The following is a 17,229-nucleotide window of genomic DNA, read 5'->3' on the forward strand; positions in this document are numbered from 1 at the left end:
GGCAACGGTGCTCTGTCAACAGAGAGTTCTGCGTCTACTTGAAGCTGGCTCCGACGAGTCCGCGCGTGGCGGCCACGAGCTTCATCGGGTCCTTCGATCCGGTCGGCGGAACGTAGACGGCCACGGATTCGGCAAAGTTCAGCACCATGCCGGAGGTGGTTTCCTTGCCCCCGGCGAGGACTGCGGCGTCGTTTCCGATGGTGAGCTTGTCACCTTCAGCCTTGGGCGTGCCATCGAAATTGAAGGTGAGGCGGCCGAGCACCAAGGCTCCGCCATCCGCGGTGCGGAAGACCACTGTGCCGTCCGGGACGACCTTGTGGGTGAAGGCGAACTCACCGTTCACGCCCGACTTCACGACGTCGGCCTGGTAGGACAGCGTGTCCGCGATGTACGGCGAGGACTCGCCCTCAACCAGCTTGCTCTTGAAGGTGGAGTTCGCGTTGGTCAGGCGGTCAGCAAGACCGGAGAGTGCTTCCTGCCCGCTGTACAACAGACCGGCCTTGTCGCCGGGGGCCAGTGACTCGGTGCCGTTCCGGGCAATCGACGGGAACGTGGTTCCGGGCTGGAGCGGGCTGGTGCCCACCAGCTTGTAGTTGTCGCGCGGGGACTTCTGGACCAGGGTCAGCAGCTGGGGCACCACATTGCCCTCACCCTGCGTTACGGCCAGCACCTGGCGCGGCCAGGCGCGGTTGCTGGTGACCACGGTGGTCAGCAACTTGGTCGCGCGGACCGGCATGCGTGCGTCGTAGGAAGCCACGCGGGAACGGATCTTGTAGTTCTGCGTGCGTACCTCGAGCTCCGTCCCGGCAACGCGGGCGGCAAGCTTCTTGGAGTCCTTTGCTGCGTCGCCGGAGTCCGTGGCACTCGCCACCTGCTCCAGGATCCGGCGGAACTGGGCGTCCAGAAGCACGGGTGCGCCGCCGGAGGCGGCCGCCGTCGAGGACGCCCCCTGCGTCGCAGCCGGCTCCGGCGTCTGGCTGGCCTGGGCGGCAGCGCCCGTTCCGGCGAGCAGCGCGGCGGTGGATGCGGCCACGACGAGGCTCATGCGCGAGGAGGAGGAACCGGCTGCGGCCTTGGCACGCTTGGCGAACAGGTTGCCCGGACCGGCGGCGGAGCCGCCCTGCCCCGGGGTTCCGCGGTTGCTGCCCTTGGGCTTGAGCACCAGGAGCGCAACACCGGCGAGCATGAGGAGTGCGCCCAACACCATGAACGGCACAGCCCACGGCGTGGAGGTGTCGTTGGGGAAGGTCATTGAAATCGACGACGGCGCGGGCTTCTTGCCGTCGCTGGCCAGCAGAAGCGACCACTCGCCGTCGGCGGGTGGCGACCACGTGTAGTCCAGTTCGCCGCTGGCGTTTTCGCTGGAAACCCAGAGGTCCGATCCCGCCGGCGACGGGGCGGCCGCTTCGCCGTCGGTGCGCTCCACCTGCAGCGACTTCTTGTCCTCGGAGAGCCCGGTGACCGTGTTGTGCGCCGTCTTGCCCACCCAGGCAGTGACGTCGTCAGGGCGGCCTGCGGCGAGGAGGAAATTGCCCTCACCCTTGACCTTGATGGTCACTGTTCCGCCTTCGAGGGTGCGGAGCTTCTGGTCGATAACGGTCAGCGGCGCGGCTTCGGCATCGGCGGGCACCGTGGCCGTCACCGTCTCGGCGGGGGCCCACACCGTCTTCTGTCCGATGCCGGCGAGCAGTGTCAGGAGGCCGAGCAGCACGAGTGCAACTGCAGTCTTGAAACGCAAAGGAGTCCTATCATCAGCGGGGGTTTGCCTTCAATAGTAACCGTTTTGTTACCAATCCTTCAGTTCGGGTCACCTTACCCTTCCCGGGACACTCCACTGGAACAGTGCACATCCGGCTATTCACAAGGCTGCTGATAGTGTTTGCGATGATCATCACATGCGGCCCGCAGCCGCGGAGCCATGGACGGAAAAGGCATCAAAAGCAGTGACTGAACACACGGATCCGTCGATGCACGGCCCGGAAAACCTGCCCCACGCCGGCTCCTCCAATGACGCTCCAGCCGCCAAGCACGCTCCGCATGAACACGGCAAGCCGCAACGGACCAAGGCACGCCGCCCCGCCGCGATTGGAGCCATGCTGAAGCGGCTGCGGCAGCCCATCCCCGGCGCGCAGCCAAGGCTCCGTTTCGAGATGCCGCCCGAACAGCTGGACACACTCGAAGCCGAACCGTCCGAGGCCGGCGACACCGCCCGATTCGGCGCCCCCGGCCCCCGGATCTCTGCCCAGCATCCGCTGTACCTCGGCTTCATGGGCACCGTCGGCGTCGGCCTTGCCCTCCTGGTGTACTGGATCGGTTCCAACACCACGCAGCTTCTGCTGTGGATCGTGGCGGCCCTGTTCATAGCGCTGGGCCTCGATCCCGTGGTGCGCTGGCTCGAAAGCCGCAGAATTCCGAGACCTGCCGGGATCCTGGTGTCCGTCTCGGTACTGGTCGCCGCCGTCGTGGGCTTTTTCGCCACCCTCATTCCCACCATCGTGGAACAGGTCACCGAACTCGTCAGGCTGGCCCCGGTGTGGGTCCGGGACTTCATCGATTCGGAGTTCTTTCGGACGGTGGACAGCCAATTCGGCGTGCGCGACCGTATCGCCGAGGAACTGGATAAGTTCGTCAACAACCCCGCGGCCATGGGCGGCATCTTCGGCGGCGTAGTGGGGTTCGGCTCCACCGTCGCCAACAGCCTCTTCGGAACCCTGATCGTGCTGGTGCTCAGCCTGTATTTCCTGGCAGCCCTCCCGGCCATGAAGAAGTGGGGGTACCGGCTCGCCCCGCGGTCCCGGCGCGACAGGGTGGAAGCGCTCTCCGAGGAAATCACCCGCTCGGTGGGCAACTACGTGATCGGACAGGCCGTGGTGGCCCTCCTGAATGCCACGTTCGCCTTCATCGTCATGTCCGTCATCGGGGTCCCGTTCGCTGTGCTGCTGGCTTTCGTCGTGGCCCTTCTGGCATTCATTCCCCTGGTCGGCGGGCTGATTGCCGGTGCGCTGGTCATCCTGATCACCCTCACGCTGGGCTGGCAGTCGGCCCTGGCCTATGCCATTTGCTACTTCGCCTACCTGCAGTTCGAGGCGTACTTCATCTCGCCGCGCATCATGCAAAAGGCCGTCGCGGTGCCCGGTGCCGTCGCCGTGATCTCGGTGATCGCCGGAGGCAGCCTCCTGGGCGTCCTCGGGGCCCTGATTGCGATCCCCACGGCCGCCGCCGTCCTGCTCCTCGTCAAGGAGATCTACATCGTCCGCCAGGACAAGCACTAGCCCGCCAGGACAAACACCAGGCCGCTAGGCGGTCGCTGTGGCCGTGGGTCCGCTCCACTCCTGGGCGAGGCCGTCGGCGCCCGATCCGGCGCGCGTGACGTCATCAACGATCTCGTTGAGCACCCGGGCAGCCTGCTTCTCCCCCACCCAAAGGTGCTTGGCGCCGTCGACCCCCACGACCCGGGCCTGCGGCACGAGGCTGAAGCGGGCGGCCGCGGCGTCCGGCCGGAGGTAATCGTCGTGTTCGGGCACGAGGACAGTCAGTGGCTTGCCGGATTCAGCCCACTGCCGCAGGTGCGCGTCCGTGGCACGGTGCAGCGGCGGGGACAGCAGAATCGCGCCTTCCACTTTTGAAGCCACGGGTTCAACGGCGCCGTACATGAGGGCGAGCTCCGTGCCGAAGGACCACCCCACGAGCCAGCGGTTCGGCAGGCCCCTCTCCACTGCGAAACGGACCACGGCTTCAACGTCATACCGTTCGCCGATGCCTTCTTCGAATTGACCGTCGCTGGTGCCCCGGGGCGACGAGGTTCCGCGGGTGTTGAAGCGCAGCACCGCCACGCCTGCGAGTGCCGGCAACCGATAGGACGCCTTCCTGTAGACGTGGGAGTCCATGAAGCCGCCGTGCGTGGGCAACGGGTGAAGCGTGATCAGCGTGGCGCTGATCTCCCCCGACTCCGGCAGGGCAAGCTCGCCAACAAGCGTGCGGCCGTCTTCAGTATGGATCTCGATGTTCTCGCGGCGGGCGGGCAGCACCGTGGAAGCGCGGATGGCGGTGGCTTCTGCCGGCTGGCTGAAAACGTACGACGACGGGTCAAAAGTCATGCGTAACAGCTTAGCTTCCGCTACCGGTACCGAAAGTTCCGCGACGTCCAGCAATTGGTGTGCCAGTGCCGGCGCTCGGCGAGGCCGGCCGCTGCCCCGAAAATATGGTCGTCGGCCCACACCACGAGGTGGGCGATCCCCGGCAGCACGGCAGTGGAGCAGCCCGGACAGATGTAGGCCTTTTCTGCCTTGCGGGCGGTCATCGTGCGCACCATCCAGACGCCATCCGGAGCGTTCTCCCGCCGGGCGATGCCGGCGCGCGCCCGCTCAAGGTCAAGCTCGGGAACTGGCCCGGAACCGTGCTTGCCTCCGGCCGCGGCCTTCCCGGACCCGGAGCGCCCTGCGGAGGAGCGCCCTGCTGAGGAACGGCGGGGACGGTTCGAACGCGGCATGCTTCCATTCTGCCGCAGCGAGAACCGTGTACTTACCCGCTTCGTCCTCCGCACGGGGGCTGCATGGCCTCCATACGGAGATCGGCTGCCCGGCTGACGCGGTAGTGTGTACGGCGTGCGTCTAGTCATAGCCCGTTGCTCTGTTGATTACGTTGGCCGCCTCAAAGCCCATCTGCCCCTCGCCACGAGGCTGCTCCTGGTGAAAGCCGACGGCTCTGTGCTGGTCCATTCTGACGGCGGCTCCTACAAGCCGCTGAACTGGATGAGCCCGCCCGCCTCCCTGCGCGTCTCCTCACCGGATGAGACCGATGTCGAGGTGGGCGTCATCGAACAGTGGACCGTGCAGTCCGCCAAGACTGATGACAGGCTGATCATCAACATCCATGAACAGCTTCACGACACGTCACATGAGCTCGGCCAGGATCCGGGGCTCATCAAGGATGGCGTCGAGGCCGACCTGCAGCGGCTGCTTGCCGAACAGATCGAAACGCTGGGGTCGGGGTTCTCGCTCATTCGCCGCGAGTACTTCACGGCGATCGGCCCCGTGGACATCCTGGCCCGGGACGCTGACGGCGCCACCGTGGCCATTGAGCTCAAGCGCCGCGGCGACATCGACGGCGTGGAACAACTGACCAGGTACCTCGAACTGCTGAACCGGGATCCCCTGCTGGCTCCGGTCCGCGGGATCTTCGCCGCCCAGCAGATCAAGCCCCAGGCCCGCGTCCTCGCGGCCGACCGCGGCATCGACTGCATCACCCTGGACTATGACGCCATGCGCGGTGTGGACGACATCGAGTCACGGCTTTTCTGACCACCGACTTCGGCAGTGGCGAACCCGGGCAGGCGTTTACTTTCGTTTTACTCAAAATTTATCGGATTCTGTGTTTTGCCCGTTGACCAGACCGTGCTGTCATGAAATTCTTAGACCAGTCTTTGTGTAGGTGTTTTTCATGCTCGCAAGACCAAGTTGCGAGCGCGAAGCTCCTGCAATGCTTTCCGGCCCAGCCGGAGCTGCAAGCCAGGATTCTTCTCGCAGAGTGACCAAGACCAGTACGAAGTGTGCTGGCCTTAAATTAGTTCCATAATGAGGAGAAATAAATGGCACAGGGAACCGTCAAGTGGTTCAACGCTGAAAAGGGCTTCGGCTTCATCACCCCGGACGACTCCGATGGCGATGTCTTCGTTCACTACTCTGAGATCCAGACGGGCGGCTTCAAGACCCTCGACGAGAACCAGCGCGTTCAGTTCGAGATCGGTCAGGGCGCCAAGGGCCCCCAGGCCACCGGTGTAACGCTGGTCTAATAGCAGCATCTGCTAATAATGATCCCCGGTATTGAATACCGGGGATCATTTTTGTTGCGTTGCTTTGTAATTGCAGGCCATTAAATCTTCTAACGCACGAGCGTCCTCAGCAGACGCGCGCTTTGCCGAATGGAAAGTCCCGGCAGATATGCGCGGCTCAGGGCGCGGCCTATGGCAGGCAACTGGAGCGGGTCCTGGTAGTACAGATAGAGGGTTCTGTACTCGGGCTTGAAACGTGACTTGAACGTCGCCAGAGACCTGAATCCATAAATCGGTTCGAGTGCACGCCCCACGACGTCAAGGATGCCGGCCAGCACTTCAGTCCCCTGCGCCCGTCCGCCGCCCCCGGGAACAGCGGGGTCCTGGGCCAGCGGCGAACCGGAGAGCGAGATGACCTCGACTGTTTTCCGTAATTCCAGGACGGCGGATGCAATCAGGAACTCCATCACTCCGGGGAAGCCTTCGCCGCGCCGCCGCATGAAGTCCAGCGTCCAGCTCACCACGTGCCCGCCTTCGTACGCCGGCAGCCAGCTCGTCACCCCGTGCACCAGTCCCTGCTCGTCGACGGCGAGGCAGCACAACACGTCGTCGTCCATCAGCTCGTCGACGCCGCCCAGGGTAAAGCCCATCTCCGGAACGGTTTTCTGTGCTGCCCACTCCTCGGAAACTTCACTTAGCTGGTTCCGCAGGGACTGCGGGAGGCTGCTGTAGTTGCCCCATCTCGCGTCCACCCCGAGTTTCTTGGCACGGTTGAGCGCAGTGCGGACGTTTTGCCATTCCTTGCCCTTGAACTCCAGTTCGCGCACCGACAGCCTCGTCTCCTGGGCTACCGAAACCCGGGAGAAACCACGGTCGCTCAGCATTGGCCATAATCCGTCGGTGCAGGAATAAAAGCACGGAATCAAGGCATGGTCGGCGCAGAAGCGCAGAAAGCCTTCAGCAGCCGCCTCACGCCGGAGAGGGTCGCCGAAGGGTCCGGCAAGGGTCAAGGCGACGCTGCCGTGCTGCTGGTACGCGATCCCGGCACCTCCGCCCGGCAGGAACCAGTACTTGTTGGGCTCCCACAGGGCCATCCACGAGAGGGAATCGCCGCCTCGCCTCACCAGCTCCCGCGCCGCCTCCCGGTCGTCCGCCCCCGCGTCGGAATGATCATGGCTCCCCAGCAGCACCATCCAGACGCCTGCGAGTGCGACAATCCAGAAGATGACTCCCGAATAGGCAAACAGGACGGTTTCCAGGGCACTGTGGTTCTCGAAAACCCGCCGGTAGAGTCCGGGCAAGGGCACCGGAAGGTATTGCCGTGCCAGTTCGCCGGCCAAGACCAGCAGACCTCCGTCCCTCCGCGGGCCACCGGCGGCGTACCAGGATGCGGTATATAGCGAGGCCAGTACCAGCCAGGTTCCTCCGACCGTAAACGCCAGCGCGCGCAGCGCCCGGGATGAGGTTTGGATGCGGAAGTGACGGCGGTACGCCAGCAGCAGCACCACCAGCAGTACCGGCACAGCGACCAGCGGCAGAACGTGCACGAACTTTGATTCCAGCGCCGAGGTGTCCTGGAGGGATACGGAACCGGCCATCTGGGCGAAGAGCGCCAGGTACACAGCGGAGAGGGCGGCCACGGTCAGCTGGACGACTATGGCAATCCAGAGCGCCAGTTTCCGGCCGCGGCGCATCCCGTCGGCGCAGATCAGCAGCAGGATCACCGGTACGACGGCGAGAGCCAGGCCCAGCGGCCCCCCGAGGCCCTGCCTGTCCAGTTCCAGGCAGCCTGCGTCCAGTGTGCCTCCGCAGTTCTCCTCAAGCTGGCTCAGGGTGGGCAGCGGGTTGAGGACAACGTTGCGCAGCAGGGCAAGCGGACCGGCGGGACTCCGTGCCGCGGCGGTGAGCATTGGCCCGATGGCGAAAATGGCGACCGTCAAGGCGAGGAGATTGCGCGTTTCGCGGCCGGTGGAACGGTGCCGGTGCAGAACCCCCTGGTCGCTCTGGATCCACCATCCTGCGGCCAGACCCAGCAGTGCCCCGAGCAGCCCCACCACGGCTTCGGGGTGTCCCACGTAGAGCACCAGCAGCAGCGCCGTGGACAACACTGCAGTGCGCAGCCGCCGCTGCCACAGCGCCGGGAACAGGCCGCTGGCTGCGAGGGACGCGGCGAGGACAGGGGCGTACGGCCCCATCAGCAGTGTATTCGCCATGGACCCGAGCCACGGGTCACCGGCCTGCTCGGCAACCTGGGTAATCAGGAGGAAGAGTGTCACTGAGGCGAACTGTCCGCCGAAATAAAACACGGCCGTGCGCACGGGGCCGAGCTTCCTCTCGGCAAACCCCAGCAAAAGCAGAATCATGAGCCCGGCGGCCAGGTAAGCCGCGGGATTGCTGGCGAAGAACATGGAGGTGAACAGCGACCACCAGCGCCCGGCTTTGACGCCCTCCGCGTTTACGGCCGCGAAATCAAGCATTGATTCGGGCGGCCCCGCCAGAAAGCTGCCGGTGACAGCACCGGCGGCGACGAAAGCCGTCAGCACGGCAAGTGTCAGTGGAGTGGTCCTAAAATGCTGCAGGCACACCTTCGCAGTCTGCCGGAGCACCTTGGTGAGGGTATCACCGGCGCCGCCATGGGATACTGCCGTCAAGGCGCGATGCCCCAGCGCGGGGCGAAGAAATCGAGCGCATCCTGCATGCCCCTGGACACGGTCTCCCAGGAGTGCCCGGAGTTGGCGATGCGGCGGACTTCAACCTCGAATCCTGCTTCGCGGGCGGCAGCCGAGAGCACGTCCATGTAGCCCGTAAACTCGGGGTCCGCGGCTCCGGCAGCGAAGTAGACCGCGCTGCCTTCAAAGCTGCGTTGTTTCATCAGATAAAGAGGGGTCTGCGCTTCGAAGGCCTTCGTGTCTCCGCCGAAAGAAGCCTCCACTGTCTTCTCCCGTTCCTTGGCCAGCGCCGGCTCCTGTTCACTGGCAAAAGCGAGGATGGAGCTGTAGAGCTCCGGATGCCTGGTGCCCAGTTGCATGGCGCACGTGCCACCGAACGAAAACCCTCCGACGCCCCAGTTGCTCCGGTCCGCACCGACGTCGAGCGTCTCACTGATCCAGCGGGGAACATCGACGGACAAGTACGTGTCCGCCTTGGCGATACGGCTGTCCATGCAGAGCGAGTTCCCGGAAGAAGAACCATTGGGATCCACCACCACCACTACCGGGGCGACACCATTGTGCCGGGCGGAGAACCTGTCCATGTGGCTGCGCAAGGCTCCCCCGGTCAGCCAGTCGGCCGGCCCGCCGGGCTGCCCTGAAAACAGCACCAACACTGGAAGTGCGGGGCGTTCCGGGCTCTGGTACGCGGGCGGCAGGTAGATATACGCCTCACGGGCGTCGAAACCCGAGCTCGTGCCCGGAATGTCGGCTTTCCGGAGCACCCCCTCGGAGGGCAGGCCTTCGGGCCTCACCCATTCTGCGAGTTGTACCGGCACGGCTCCTCCGGCCTGGCGGGTCAGCCCGGCCTCGAGCGGAGGAATGCGGGCAACGGCTGTCCCCAGAAGGTCCCCCACTGTGCGGTTCAGCCCAAAGTAGGCATTCATTTGCACGGAGGACAGCAGGACGACCCCCAGCATGGCTGCCGTGGCGGCGGCCCTGCCTTTCCAGCCGGCAGGGGCGAGCCTTGTGATCCAGAGCAGCACGCCGGCCACTGCCGGGACGGACCACCCGAGCACCTCGCGCGGGAGCTCTTCGGGGAACGTGGAGAAGACGTAAATCAGCAGCCAGTGAACGGCTGCCACGAGTAGGGCGGCCGAGGCCACGGCAAGAGCGGGCACCAGCGGCCAGCGCCTGCCGCGCCGCCAGAGCAGGTGAACTGCACCAGCGGCTCCCACAGCCCAAGCGGCCCAAAAAAAGGGCCCGTCCACGAGCCGGATATCGGCAAGGGCGTCCATGCCGGCTAGCGCCAGGTGCCGATGCCAATAACCGGGCCGGCCTCCAGCCAGGAGGAAAGCCCGGTATATGCGTCGAATTTCATCGCGAGCAATACATCCTGACCCTCGTACTTCAGTTCGACGATCACGACGTCCGGCTGCACTTTGACCAGCTCGGCCTCGGTGGGCTGACGCCTCCCCACGAGCTCAAGCGAACTGCGCGTGAAGCGGTGCTTGGGCCGCACGCTGAGCGAGAGCAGCCTGAACCACTCCAGCTCCGTGTCCTGATAACGACAAACCCCCATCTGCCAGCTCTTTCCAGCCGTGCAAATGGAGGCGTCAACCGTGCCCAGGGCGCGCCGCAGGTTGTAGCGGCGCACCCCCAAAAGGCACAGCGTAAAAATCAGCAACCCAAACGCGGCTGCTATGGCGATGAACGGAAAACCAGTAACGTCCATCAAAGTCGTGCTAGCGTATCCCCGCAGTGGCCGCGTCGCCCAGCTGGGCGTTGTCAGCAACAATAACCACCCGGTTGTTGTCGACGGAGAAGAATCCCCCGTCAACAACTACAGCGATACGGTCACCGGAAACGGGCTCGATTGCCATTTCACCTTCGGCCAGAATCGCCAGCAGGGGCGAGTGGCCGGGCAGGATTCCGATTTCACCATCGCTGGTGCGGGCCTTGACCATCTTGGCCGCTCCGGACCACACGAAGTGGTCCGCTGCGACAATCTCAACCTCAAGCTCAGCCATATTACTTGGTCTGTTCCTGGATCTTGGCCCACTGGCGCTCAACGTCATCGAGGCCGCCGACGTTGAAGAACGCCTGCTCCGCGATGTGGTCGAGGTCGCCGTCGCAGATGGCGGTGAAGCCCTCAACGGTGTCCTTGATGGACACGGTGGAACCCTCGACGCCGGTGAACTGCTTGGCGGTGTAGGTGTTCTGCGACAGGAACTGCTGGATGCGGCGTGCACGCGACACCACGATCTTGTCTTCCTCGGAGAGTTCGTCGACACCGAGGATGGCGATGATGTCCTGGAGTTCCTTGTTCTTCTGCAGGATCTGCTTCACACGGACAGCCGTGGTGTAGTGGTCCTTGCCGATGTACTGGGGGTCCAGGATTCGGGAGGTCGACGTCAGCGGGTCAACGGCCGGGTACAGACCACGGGAGGCGATTTCACGGGAAAGTTCCGTGGTCGCGTCGAGGTGTGCGAAGGTCGTGGCCGGGGCCGGGTCGGTGTAGTCATCTGCGGGAACGTAGATGGCCTGCATCGAGGTGATGGAGTGGCCCTTGGTGGACGTGATGCGCTCCTGGAGGAGACCCATCTCGTCAGCCAGGTTCGGCTGGTAACCCACGGCGGAAGGCATGCGGCCGAGAAGGGTGGAAACCTCGGAACCTGCCTGCGTGAAGCGGAAGATGTTGTCGATGAAGAGCAGCACGTCCTGGTTCTGGACATCGCGGAAGTACTCCGCCATGGTCAGGGCCGACAGGGCGACGCGCAGACGCGTTCCCGGCGGCTCGTCCATCTGGCCGAATACAAGGGCGGTGTCCTTCAGAACGCCTGCCTCTTCCATTTCGACCCAGAGGTCGTTACCTTCACGGGTGCGCTCGCCAACACCGGCGAACACGGAAGTACCACCGAAGTTGCGGGCAACACGGGTGATCATTTCCTGGATCAGAACGGTCTTGCCCACGCCGGCGCCGCCGAACAGGCCGATCTTTCCACCCTTGATGTACGGGGTGAGGAGGTCGATGACCTTGATGCCCGTTTCGAGCATCTCGGTGGAACCCTCGAGGGAAGCGAAGGACGGTGCCTTGCGGTGGATCGGCCAGTAGTCCGAGGCCTGGATTTCGGACTCGGCAACGTCGAGCGGCTTGCCCAGGACGTTGAAGATGTGGCCCTTGACGCCGTCGCCCACAGGCACGGAGATGGGGGAACCGCTGTCAACAACAGACGTACCGCGGACGAGTCCGTCGGTGGCCTGCAGGGCGATAGCGCGGACGAGGTTGTCACCCAGGTGCTGGGAGGTCTCGAACGTGATGGTCTTGGTCTCACCGTTGAGAGTGATCTCGGTGGTGAGTGCGTTGTAAATCGAGGGGATTGCGTCAGCCGGGAATTCGACGTCGACAACCGGGCCAATGACACGTGCAATACGACCGGTGGCACCGGACGTTGCGGCTACGTGTTCGGTAGCGGTGGCAGTCATCTCTCTCACTTCACTCAGTAGATGGCGTGGGGGTTAAGTTTATCTGTGGTGCAGGTCGGGCTGGATCCGAGATCCGGCAGGCTAGGACGCGAGAGCGTCGGCGCCGGCCACGATTTCGGAAAGCTCCTGCGTAATTTCCGCCTGGCGGGCGGTGTTGCGCAAACGCGTGTACTTCTTGATGAGGTCCGTGGCGTTGTCGCCCGCGGACTTCATGGCCCGCTGGCGGGCAGCGAGCTCAGAAGCCGCTGCCTGCAACATGGCTGCGAAAATCCGGGATTCGATGTACCGCGGCAGCAGAGCATCGAGAACCTGCTCTGACTCCGGTTCGAACTCGTACAAGGGCAGCAGGTCCGATTCGGAGGCAGGCTGCTCGTCTACAACTTCGAGCGGAAGAAGACGGATGACCGTCGGCTCCTGGGTCACCATGGACTTGAAGCGGGTGTACACAACGTGGATCTCGTCCACGCCGCCCTCTTCGTAGTCCGTTGCGAAATCCTTCAGCAGTGTCGCGCCGATTTCCTGCGCCGTAGCGAACTCCGGTGCGTCGGTGCCGCCGGTCCAGACCCCTCCGTAGGAGCGGCCACGGAAGTCGAAGTACGCCTGTGCCTTGCGGCCCACCAGGTAGGTCTTGACCTCCTTGCCCTCGGCACGGAGAAGCTCGTTGAGGCCCTCGGCCTGCTTGAGCACGCTTGCCGAGTAGGATCCTGCCAGGCCGCGGTCAGAGGTGATGACCAGCACTGCGGCGCGGCGGATGTTCTCCGGCTCGGTTGTCAGAGGGTGGTCGATTTCGCTCTGGCTTGCAACGGCAGAAACGGCGCGCGTGATCGCGTTTGCGTAAGGCAGTGAAGCTGCTACGCGTGCGCGGGCCTTGCCGATGCGCGAGGTAGCGATCAGTTCCATCGCCTTGAAGATCTTCCGCATCGACGTCGTCGAGGCGATCTTCTGGCGGTAGACCCGAATCTGGGCTCCCATACTTATCCTTTCCTAAGATCCCGATGGCCGGGACTGCCGGAACCCTTCGGGGTTCCGGCAGTCCCTGCCAACGAAACTAGCGCTTCTGCCTGACGATTTTTTCCTGGTCGACCTGGCCCTCGGAGATGGCTTCATGCTCCTCGTGGCCGGCGCCTACCAGATGGTTGTCGCCTTCGCCGAAGAAGCCCTTCTTGAAGTCGACGATCGCGTCCTTCAGCGCTGCTGCGGTGTCATCATCCAGGACGTTGGTCTGAGCCAGCGTGGTGAGGATGGACGACTTGTGCTTCAGGTGCTCAAGGAACTCGGACTCGAAGCGGCTGATGTCCTCGACGGGAACGTCATCCAGGTGGCCCTGGGTTCCTGCCCAGATGGACACGACCTGGTCCTCGACCGGGAACGGCGAGTACTGGCCCTGCTTGAGCAGCTCCATCAGGCGTGCACCACGGGTCAGCTGCTGGCGGGAAGCGGCATCCAGGTCGGATGCGAACATCGCGAACGCCTGCATGTCGCGGTACTGGGCAAGGTCCAGCTTCAAGGTACCGGAGACCTTCTTCATGGACTTGACCTGTGCAGCACCGCCGACGCGGGACACAGAGACACCCACATCAACAGCGGGGCGCTGGTTGGCGTTGAAGAGGTCCGACTGCAGGAAGATCTGGCCATCGGTAATGGAGATCACGTTGGTCGGGATGTAGGCCGAAACGTCGTTTGCCTTGGTCTCGATGAGCGGCAGGCCGGTCATCGAGCCGGCACCGAGCTCGTCGGAGAGCTTGGCACAACGCTCGAGAAGACGGGAGTGCAGGTAGAACACGTCGCCCGGGTAGGCTTCGCGTCCCGGCGGGCGGCGGAGCAGCAGCGAAACTGCACGGTAGGCCTCGGCCTGCTTGGAGAGGTCATCGAACACGATGAGGACGTGCTTGCCGCCGTACATCCAGTGCTGGCCGATGGCAGACCCGGCGTAGGGAGCCAGGTACTTGAAGCCGGCGGGGTCAGAAGCCGGTGAGGCGACGATCGTGGTGTATTCCAGTGCGCCGTTGTCTTCCAGCGTCTGGCGGATGGCCGCGATGGTGGACGCCTTCTGGCCGATTGCCACGTACACGCAGCGAACCTGCTTGGTCACATCGCCGGAAGCCCAGTTGGCCTTCTGGTTGATGATCGTGTCGATGGCAATGGCGGACTTACCGGTCTGGCGGTCGCCAATGATCAGCTGGCGCTGGCCGCGGCCGATCGGAATCATGGCGTCGATGGCCTTCAGACCGGTCTGCATCGGCTCGTGCACCGACTTGCGCTGGGTCACGCCGGGAGCCTGGAGCTCCAGTGCGCGGGTGGTCTCAGCCTTGATCTCGCCGAGGTCGTCGATGGGCACGCCCAGCGGGTCAACGACGCGGCCGAGGAACGCGTCGCCAACCGGCACGGACAGAACCTGTCCGGTGCGGTGGACTTCCTGGCCTTCTTCGATCCCGGTGAAGTCACCGAGGACGATGACACCGATCTCGCGGACGTCGAGGTTCTGGGCCAGGCCCAGGGTGCCGTCTTCGAAGCGAAGCAGCTCGTTCGCCATGACCGAGGGAAGGCCCTCAACACGGGCGATGCCGTCACTTGCGGTGGTAACACGGCCGACCTCTACGCGCTCTGCGTTTCCGGGTTCGTAGGACGCCGCGAACTCGTTCAACGCATTACGGACGTCGTCGGCGTTGATGGTCAATTCGGCCATCTGCAGTCCCTGCTCTCCTGTTTTCGTGATCATCGTTGCTCACGATGACCGGGGTTTCTATCAGTTAAGTTGTGCTTGTCCGGCTAGCCGGCCAGTTGGCGTTGCAGCTCGCCCAGACGGGTGAGGACAGAAGCGTCGAGCACTTCGTCGCCCACCTGTACGCGGATGCCGCCGATCAGCAAAGGATCAACCTTGACGTTGATCTTGAGCTCGCGTCCGTAGAGGGAGTTGAGCCCCGCCTGCAGACGATTGGCCTGCGTCTCCGTCAAGGGACGCGTGACACTGACGGTTGCAATCCAGCGCTGCTGGCGCTTTGCGGCGAGCTCGGCAAACCGGGCGACGAGCCTGGTTGCCTTGATACCGCGCGGCTGCGACACTGCCTGACCAATCAGGACCTTCGCTTCCTCGCCTACGCCAGGAACGATCCTCTCGGCCAGGGTGATCTTTGCTGCGGCGCTGGCCTGCGGTTCAGACAGAGCACGCTGCACCTCGTGGCTGGAAGCCACGGCCTGGTTGAATGAGAACAAATCGTTCTCGAGCTCTTCCAGTCCGGTGATGCCGGAGGCAGAAACGGCCGACTTGTTTTCTGCAACGGCGATTACCACCGTTGCGGCAAGCGTCTCGAGTGCATCGCCGATGTCTCGCGCCGATGCCCAGCGTGAGCTGGCCAGTCCGGCCGCGATCTCCGCAGCCTCAGTGGAGACCTTCCCGCTGAACAGCTGCCTGATCAGCGCTGACTTTTCCTCACCGCTGCGGGACGGGTCCGTCAGGGCACGGCGCAAGCCAGCCGAGCTGTCCACCGTTCCCAGGATTCCGAAGAGTTCCTTTGCCAACTGCAGCGATGCAAATGGAAGCCTGGCTTCCAGCCCGGTCAGCGCTTTGGTCAGCGATTCGCTCGATACACCTGCCATTACTTTGCTACACCTGCGTTCTGGTTCTCCAGATCAGCCAGGAAGCGGTCAACAACACGTGCCGCGCGCTCGTCGTCGCTCAGCGACTCACCGACGATGCGGCCAGCCAGCGTGGTGGCAAGGGTGCCCACCTCTGAACGCAGGGACACCACGGCCGCCTGACGCTCGGATTCGATCTGTACGTGTGCCTGCGCCGTGATGCGCGCAGACTCGGCAGCAGCCTTCTCCTTCAGCTCCGCAAGGATCAGGGCGCCTTCGGCACGGGCCTCCTCGCGGATGCGGTTGGCCTCTGCGCGTGCGTCGGTGAGCTGCTGCTTGTACTCCTCGAGCGCTGCGGAAGCCTCGGCCTGGGCCTTCTCAGCCTTGGCGATGCCGCCTTCGATGGCCTCAGCACGCTCTGCGAACGTCTTCTCGAACATCGGGACAACAAACTTGACCACGATGAAAAAGAGGACAGCAAAGCCGGCGAGGACGACGCCCATTTCCCAGACATTGGGAACGAGCGGGTTAGCCGCCGCTGCGCCTTCTGTGGCGGCTGAGATGATCAGCTGATTCATATTTCACCCGTCCTTATCTACTCGGTTCTGAATGTTCGCTAGTTCTGCTGGACTAGCTAAGAACGAATGCGAAGACCAGACCCAGGATGGCGAGGGCTTCAGTCAGCGCGAGGCCGAGGAATGCGATCGGCTGCAGGACGCGCTGGGCTTCCGGCTGACGTGCCACACCGTTGATGTAAGCAGCGAACACGAGACCCACACCGATACCACCGCCGATGGCGGAGAGGCCGTAGCCGATGAGGTTGAGGGAGCCGTTGATGGAGCCTTCCATTTTTCTTCCTTTCAAGATGCCAACTCTGTGGCAGGTTGTTTGGGTTGCTTCATCCCCGCGAGGGGGAAGTTTAAGGGTGCCTAGTGGCTGTCGGCGTGAAGAGCGCCTTCGATGTAGATAGCCGTCAGCAGGGTGAAGACGTAGGCCTGCAGTGCCATGATCAGCGCTTCGAGCATGTACATGGCGATTGCACCGGCCAGGACCAGAACAGAGGTCCCCTTCAGAAGAACGTTTTCCTGCATGACGAGGAACTCAATCCCCGAGCCGGCGATCATGACGATCAGGTGGCCTGCCAGCATGGTGGCGAACAGACGGAGGCTGTGCGTGACAGGACGGACCAGGAAGTTGGAGATGATCTCGATCGGGATGACGATCGGCAGGATGTAGACCGGAACTCCGGAGGGAACCGTGGCGAGCTTGAAGTAACGCAGGCCGTTCTTCTTGACGCCGATGGCGATCCAGGTGATGTACACGATGGCGGCAAGGACGTAGGCACCGCCCACGTGGGAGAAGCTCGGCAGCTGGATCAGCGGGATCGCGCCGTAGATGTTGTTCACCAGGATGAAGAAGAACAGCGTGAACAGCAGCGGGACATACTTCATGAAGTCCCTGCCGCCGATGATGTCCTTGGCGATGCTGTTGCGGACGAAGCCGTAGGCCATCTCGCCGGCGAACTGCAGCTTGCCAGGAACCATCTGCTGCTTCCGCGCAGCTAGCATAAAGAATGTAGCGATAATGACGACGGACAGGATTACCAGCAGCATCTGCTTGGAGAATCCGTCATGCGCACCGAACGGCAGGATCGCCGGCAGGTGCATTTCTTCAATTCCGGGAGGCGTGAAGACTCCTGAATTTTGGGCCGGGAGCGCAAGCGCGATCAACGCGTTTCCTCTCTGCAGT

At 63.6% G+C, this 17,229-nt stretch carries 17 protein-coding genes; 3 read left to right on the forward strand and 14 right to left on the reverse strand.

The genetic code is table 11. The annotated features are described in order from the left end of the window. Nucleotides 1–34: 34 nt before the first annotated feature. Entirely contained in the window at nucleotides 35–1,738 is a 1,704-nt protein-coding gene (locus tag AC5RUM_RS18685) for a DUF8094 domain-containing protein (RefSeq protein WP_494036353.1), read from the reverse strand. 205 nt (nucleotides 1,739–1,943) lie between these two features. Between AC5RUM_RS18685 and AC5RUM_RS18690 the strand changes: the two genes are divergently transcribed. Further along, nucleotides 1,944–3,272, forward strand: coding sequence for an AI-2E family transporter (locus AC5RUM_RS18690; protein WP_494036354.1), 1,329 nt, complete (start codon nucleotides 1,944–1,946; stop codon nucleotides 3,270–3,272). Between the two features lie 24 nt (nucleotides 3,273–3,296). On the opposite strand, the gene AC5RUM_RS18695 is transcribed toward AC5RUM_RS18690, so the two are convergent. Then, entirely contained in the window at nucleotides 3,297–4,097 is an 801-nt protein-coding gene (locus AC5RUM_RS18695; RefSeq protein WP_494036355.1) for an alpha/beta hydrolase, read from the reverse strand. 20 nt (nucleotides 4,098–4,117) lie between these two features. After that, nucleotides 4,118–4,489, reverse strand: a complete 372-nt coding sequence (locus AC5RUM_RS18700) for an Rv1322 family protein (RefSeq protein WP_494036356.1) — start codon at nucleotides 4,487–4,489, stop codon at nucleotides 4,118–4,120. Between the two features lie 115 nt (nucleotides 4,490–4,604). Here AC5RUM_RS18700 and nucS point away from each other — a divergent pair, with 115 nt between their 5' ends. Together nucS and AC5RUM_RS18710 are read left to right on the forward strand one after the other, a co-directional pair. Then, nucleotides 4,605–5,300, forward strand: coding sequence for an endonuclease NucS (nucS, locus tag AC5RUM_RS18705; RefSeq protein WP_494036357.1), 696 nt, complete (start codon nucleotides 4,605–4,607; stop codon nucleotides 5,298–5,300). 287 nt (nucleotides 5,301–5,587) lie between these two features. Continuing rightward, on the forward strand, nucleotides 5,588–5,791 hold the full coding sequence (locus AC5RUM_RS18710) for a cold-shock protein (RefSeq protein WP_011692441.1): 204 nt from the start codon (nucleotides 5,588–5,590) through the stop codon (nucleotides 5,789–5,791). Between the two features lie 89 nt (nucleotides 5,792–5,880). Here the strand turns inward: AC5RUM_RS18710 and AC5RUM_RS18715 are convergent, their stop codons facing one another. From AC5RUM_RS18715 to atpB, 11 genes are all read right to left on the reverse strand, one after another. After that, on the reverse strand, nucleotides 5,881–8,421 hold the full coding sequence (locus AC5RUM_RS18715; protein ID WP_494036358.1) for a phosphatidylglycerol lysyltransferase domain-containing protein: 2,541 nt from the start codon (nucleotides 8,419–8,421) through the stop codon (nucleotides 5,881–5,883). Beyond that, on the reverse strand, nucleotides 8,418–9,716 hold the full coding sequence (locus AC5RUM_RS18720) for an alpha/beta hydrolase (protein WP_494036359.1): 1,299 nt from the start codon (nucleotides 9,714–9,716) through the stop codon (nucleotides 8,418–8,420). The genes AC5RUM_RS18715 and AC5RUM_RS18720 overlap by 4 nt, the downstream gene beginning before the upstream one ends. Before the next feature lie 5 nt (nucleotides 9,717–9,721). Beyond that, entirely contained in the window at nucleotides 9,722–10,153 is a 432-nt protein-coding gene (locus AC5RUM_RS18725; protein ID WP_494036360.1) for a DUF2550 domain-containing protein, read from the reverse strand. A gap of 10 nt (nucleotides 10,154–10,163) precedes the next feature. Beyond that, a complete protein-coding gene (locus tag AC5RUM_RS18730; protein WP_205653639.1) occupies nucleotides 10,164–10,448 on the reverse strand; it encodes a F0F1 ATP synthase subunit epsilon in 285 nt (94 codons plus the stop codon). 1 nt (nucleotide 10,449) lies between these two features. Beyond that, complete coding sequence (atpD, locus tag AC5RUM_RS18735; RefSeq protein WP_494036361.1) at nucleotides 10,450–11,904, reverse strand: F0F1 ATP synthase subunit beta; 1,455 nt, start codon at nucleotides 11,902–11,904, stop codon at nucleotides 10,450–10,452. An 81-nt stretch (nucleotides 11,905–11,985) separates the two neighbouring features. Beyond that, a complete protein-coding gene (locus tag AC5RUM_RS18740; protein ID WP_494036362.1) occupies nucleotides 11,986–12,876 on the reverse strand; it encodes a F0F1 ATP synthase subunit gamma in 891 nt (296 codons plus the stop codon). A 76-nt stretch (nucleotides 12,877–12,952) separates the two neighbouring features. Beyond that, a complete protein-coding gene (gene atpA, locus AC5RUM_RS18745) occupies nucleotides 12,953–14,590 on the reverse strand; it encodes a F0F1 ATP synthase subunit alpha (RefSeq protein ID WP_400578917.1) in 1,638 nt (545 codons plus the stop codon). Between the two features lie 83 nt (nucleotides 14,591–14,673). Next, the gene (locus AC5RUM_RS18750) at nucleotides 14,674–15,501 is read right to left on the reverse strand and encodes a F0F1 ATP synthase subunit delta (protein WP_494036363.1); all 828 of its coding nucleotides are present in this window, start codon (nucleotides 15,499–15,501) and stop codon (nucleotides 14,674–14,676) included. Beyond that, nucleotides 15,501–16,058: a F0F1 ATP synthase subunit B gene (locus tag AC5RUM_RS18755; RefSeq protein ID WP_400578427.1), complete on the reverse strand. Its 558-nt coding sequence runs from the start codon at nucleotides 16,056–16,058 to the stop codon at nucleotides 15,501–15,503. The genes AC5RUM_RS18750 and AC5RUM_RS18755 overlap by 1 nt, the downstream gene beginning before the upstream one ends. 52 nt (nucleotides 16,059–16,110) lie before the next feature. Next, the gene (atpE, locus tag AC5RUM_RS18760; RefSeq protein ID WP_011692451.1) at nucleotides 16,111–16,329 is read right to left on the reverse strand and encodes an ATP synthase F0 subunit C; all 219 of its coding nucleotides are present in this window, start codon (nucleotides 16,327–16,329) and stop codon (nucleotides 16,111–16,113) included. A gap of 80 nt (nucleotides 16,330–16,409) precedes the next feature. Continuing rightward, the gene (atpB, locus tag AC5RUM_RS18765) at nucleotides 16,410–17,210 is read right to left on the reverse strand and encodes a F0F1 ATP synthase subunit A (RefSeq protein WP_494036364.1); all 801 of its coding nucleotides are present in this window, start codon (nucleotides 17,208–17,210) and stop codon (nucleotides 16,410–16,412) included. Between the last annotated feature and the right edge of the window lie 19 nt (nucleotides 17,211–17,229).

Source organism: Arthrobacter sp. B2060 (genome assembly GCF_059090445.1).

Excerpts from the sequence above, each read along its gene's own strand:
- AC5RUM_RS18695 (WP_494036355.1), bottom strand. The coding sequence starts at position 4,097 with ATGACTTTTGACCCGTCGTCGTACGTTTTCAGCCAGCCGGCAGAAGCC.
- AC5RUM_RS18700 (WP_494036356.1), bottom strand. The coding sequence starts at position 4,489 with ATGCCGCGTTCGAACCGTCCCCGCCGTTCCTCAGCAGGGCGCTCCTCC.
- AC5RUM_RS18710 (WP_011692441.1), top strand. The coding sequence starts at position 5,588 with ATGGCACAGGGAACCGTCAAGTGGTTCAACGCTGAAAAGGGCTTCGGC.
- AC5RUM_RS18720 (WP_494036359.1), bottom strand. The coding sequence starts at position 9,716 with ATGGACGCCCTTGCCGATATCCGGCTCGTGGACGGGCCCTTTTTTTGG.
- AC5RUM_RS18725 (WP_494036360.1), bottom strand. The coding sequence starts at position 10,153 with ATGGACGTTACTGGTTTTCCGTTCATCGCCATAGCAGCCGCGTTTGGG.
- AC5RUM_RS18730 (WP_205653639.1), bottom strand. The coding sequence starts at position 10,448 with ATGGCTGAGCTTGAGGTTGAGATTGTCGCAGCGGACCACTTCGTGTGG.
- atpD (WP_494036361.1), bottom strand. The coding sequence starts at position 11,904 with ATGACTGCCACCGCTACCGAACACGTAGCCGCAACGTCCGGTGCCACC.
- AC5RUM_RS18740 (WP_494036362.1), bottom strand. The coding sequence starts at position 12,876 with ATGGGAGCCCAGATTCGGGTCTACCGCCAGAAGATCGCCTCGACGACG.
- atpA (WP_400578917.1), bottom strand. The coding sequence starts at position 14,590 with ATGGCCGAATTGACCATCAACGCCGACGACGTCCGTAATGCGTTGAAC.
- AC5RUM_RS18750 (WP_494036363.1), bottom strand. The coding sequence starts at position 15,501 with ATGGCAGGTGTATCGAGCGAATCGCTGACCAAAGCGCTGACCGGGCTG.
- AC5RUM_RS18755 (WP_400578427.1), bottom strand. The coding sequence starts at position 16,058 with ATGAATCAGCTGATCATCTCAGCCGCCACAGAAGGCGCAGCGGCGGCT.
- atpE (WP_011692451.1), bottom strand. The coding sequence starts at position 16,329 with ATGGAAGGCTCCATCAACGGCTCCCTCAACCTCATCGGCTACGGCCTC.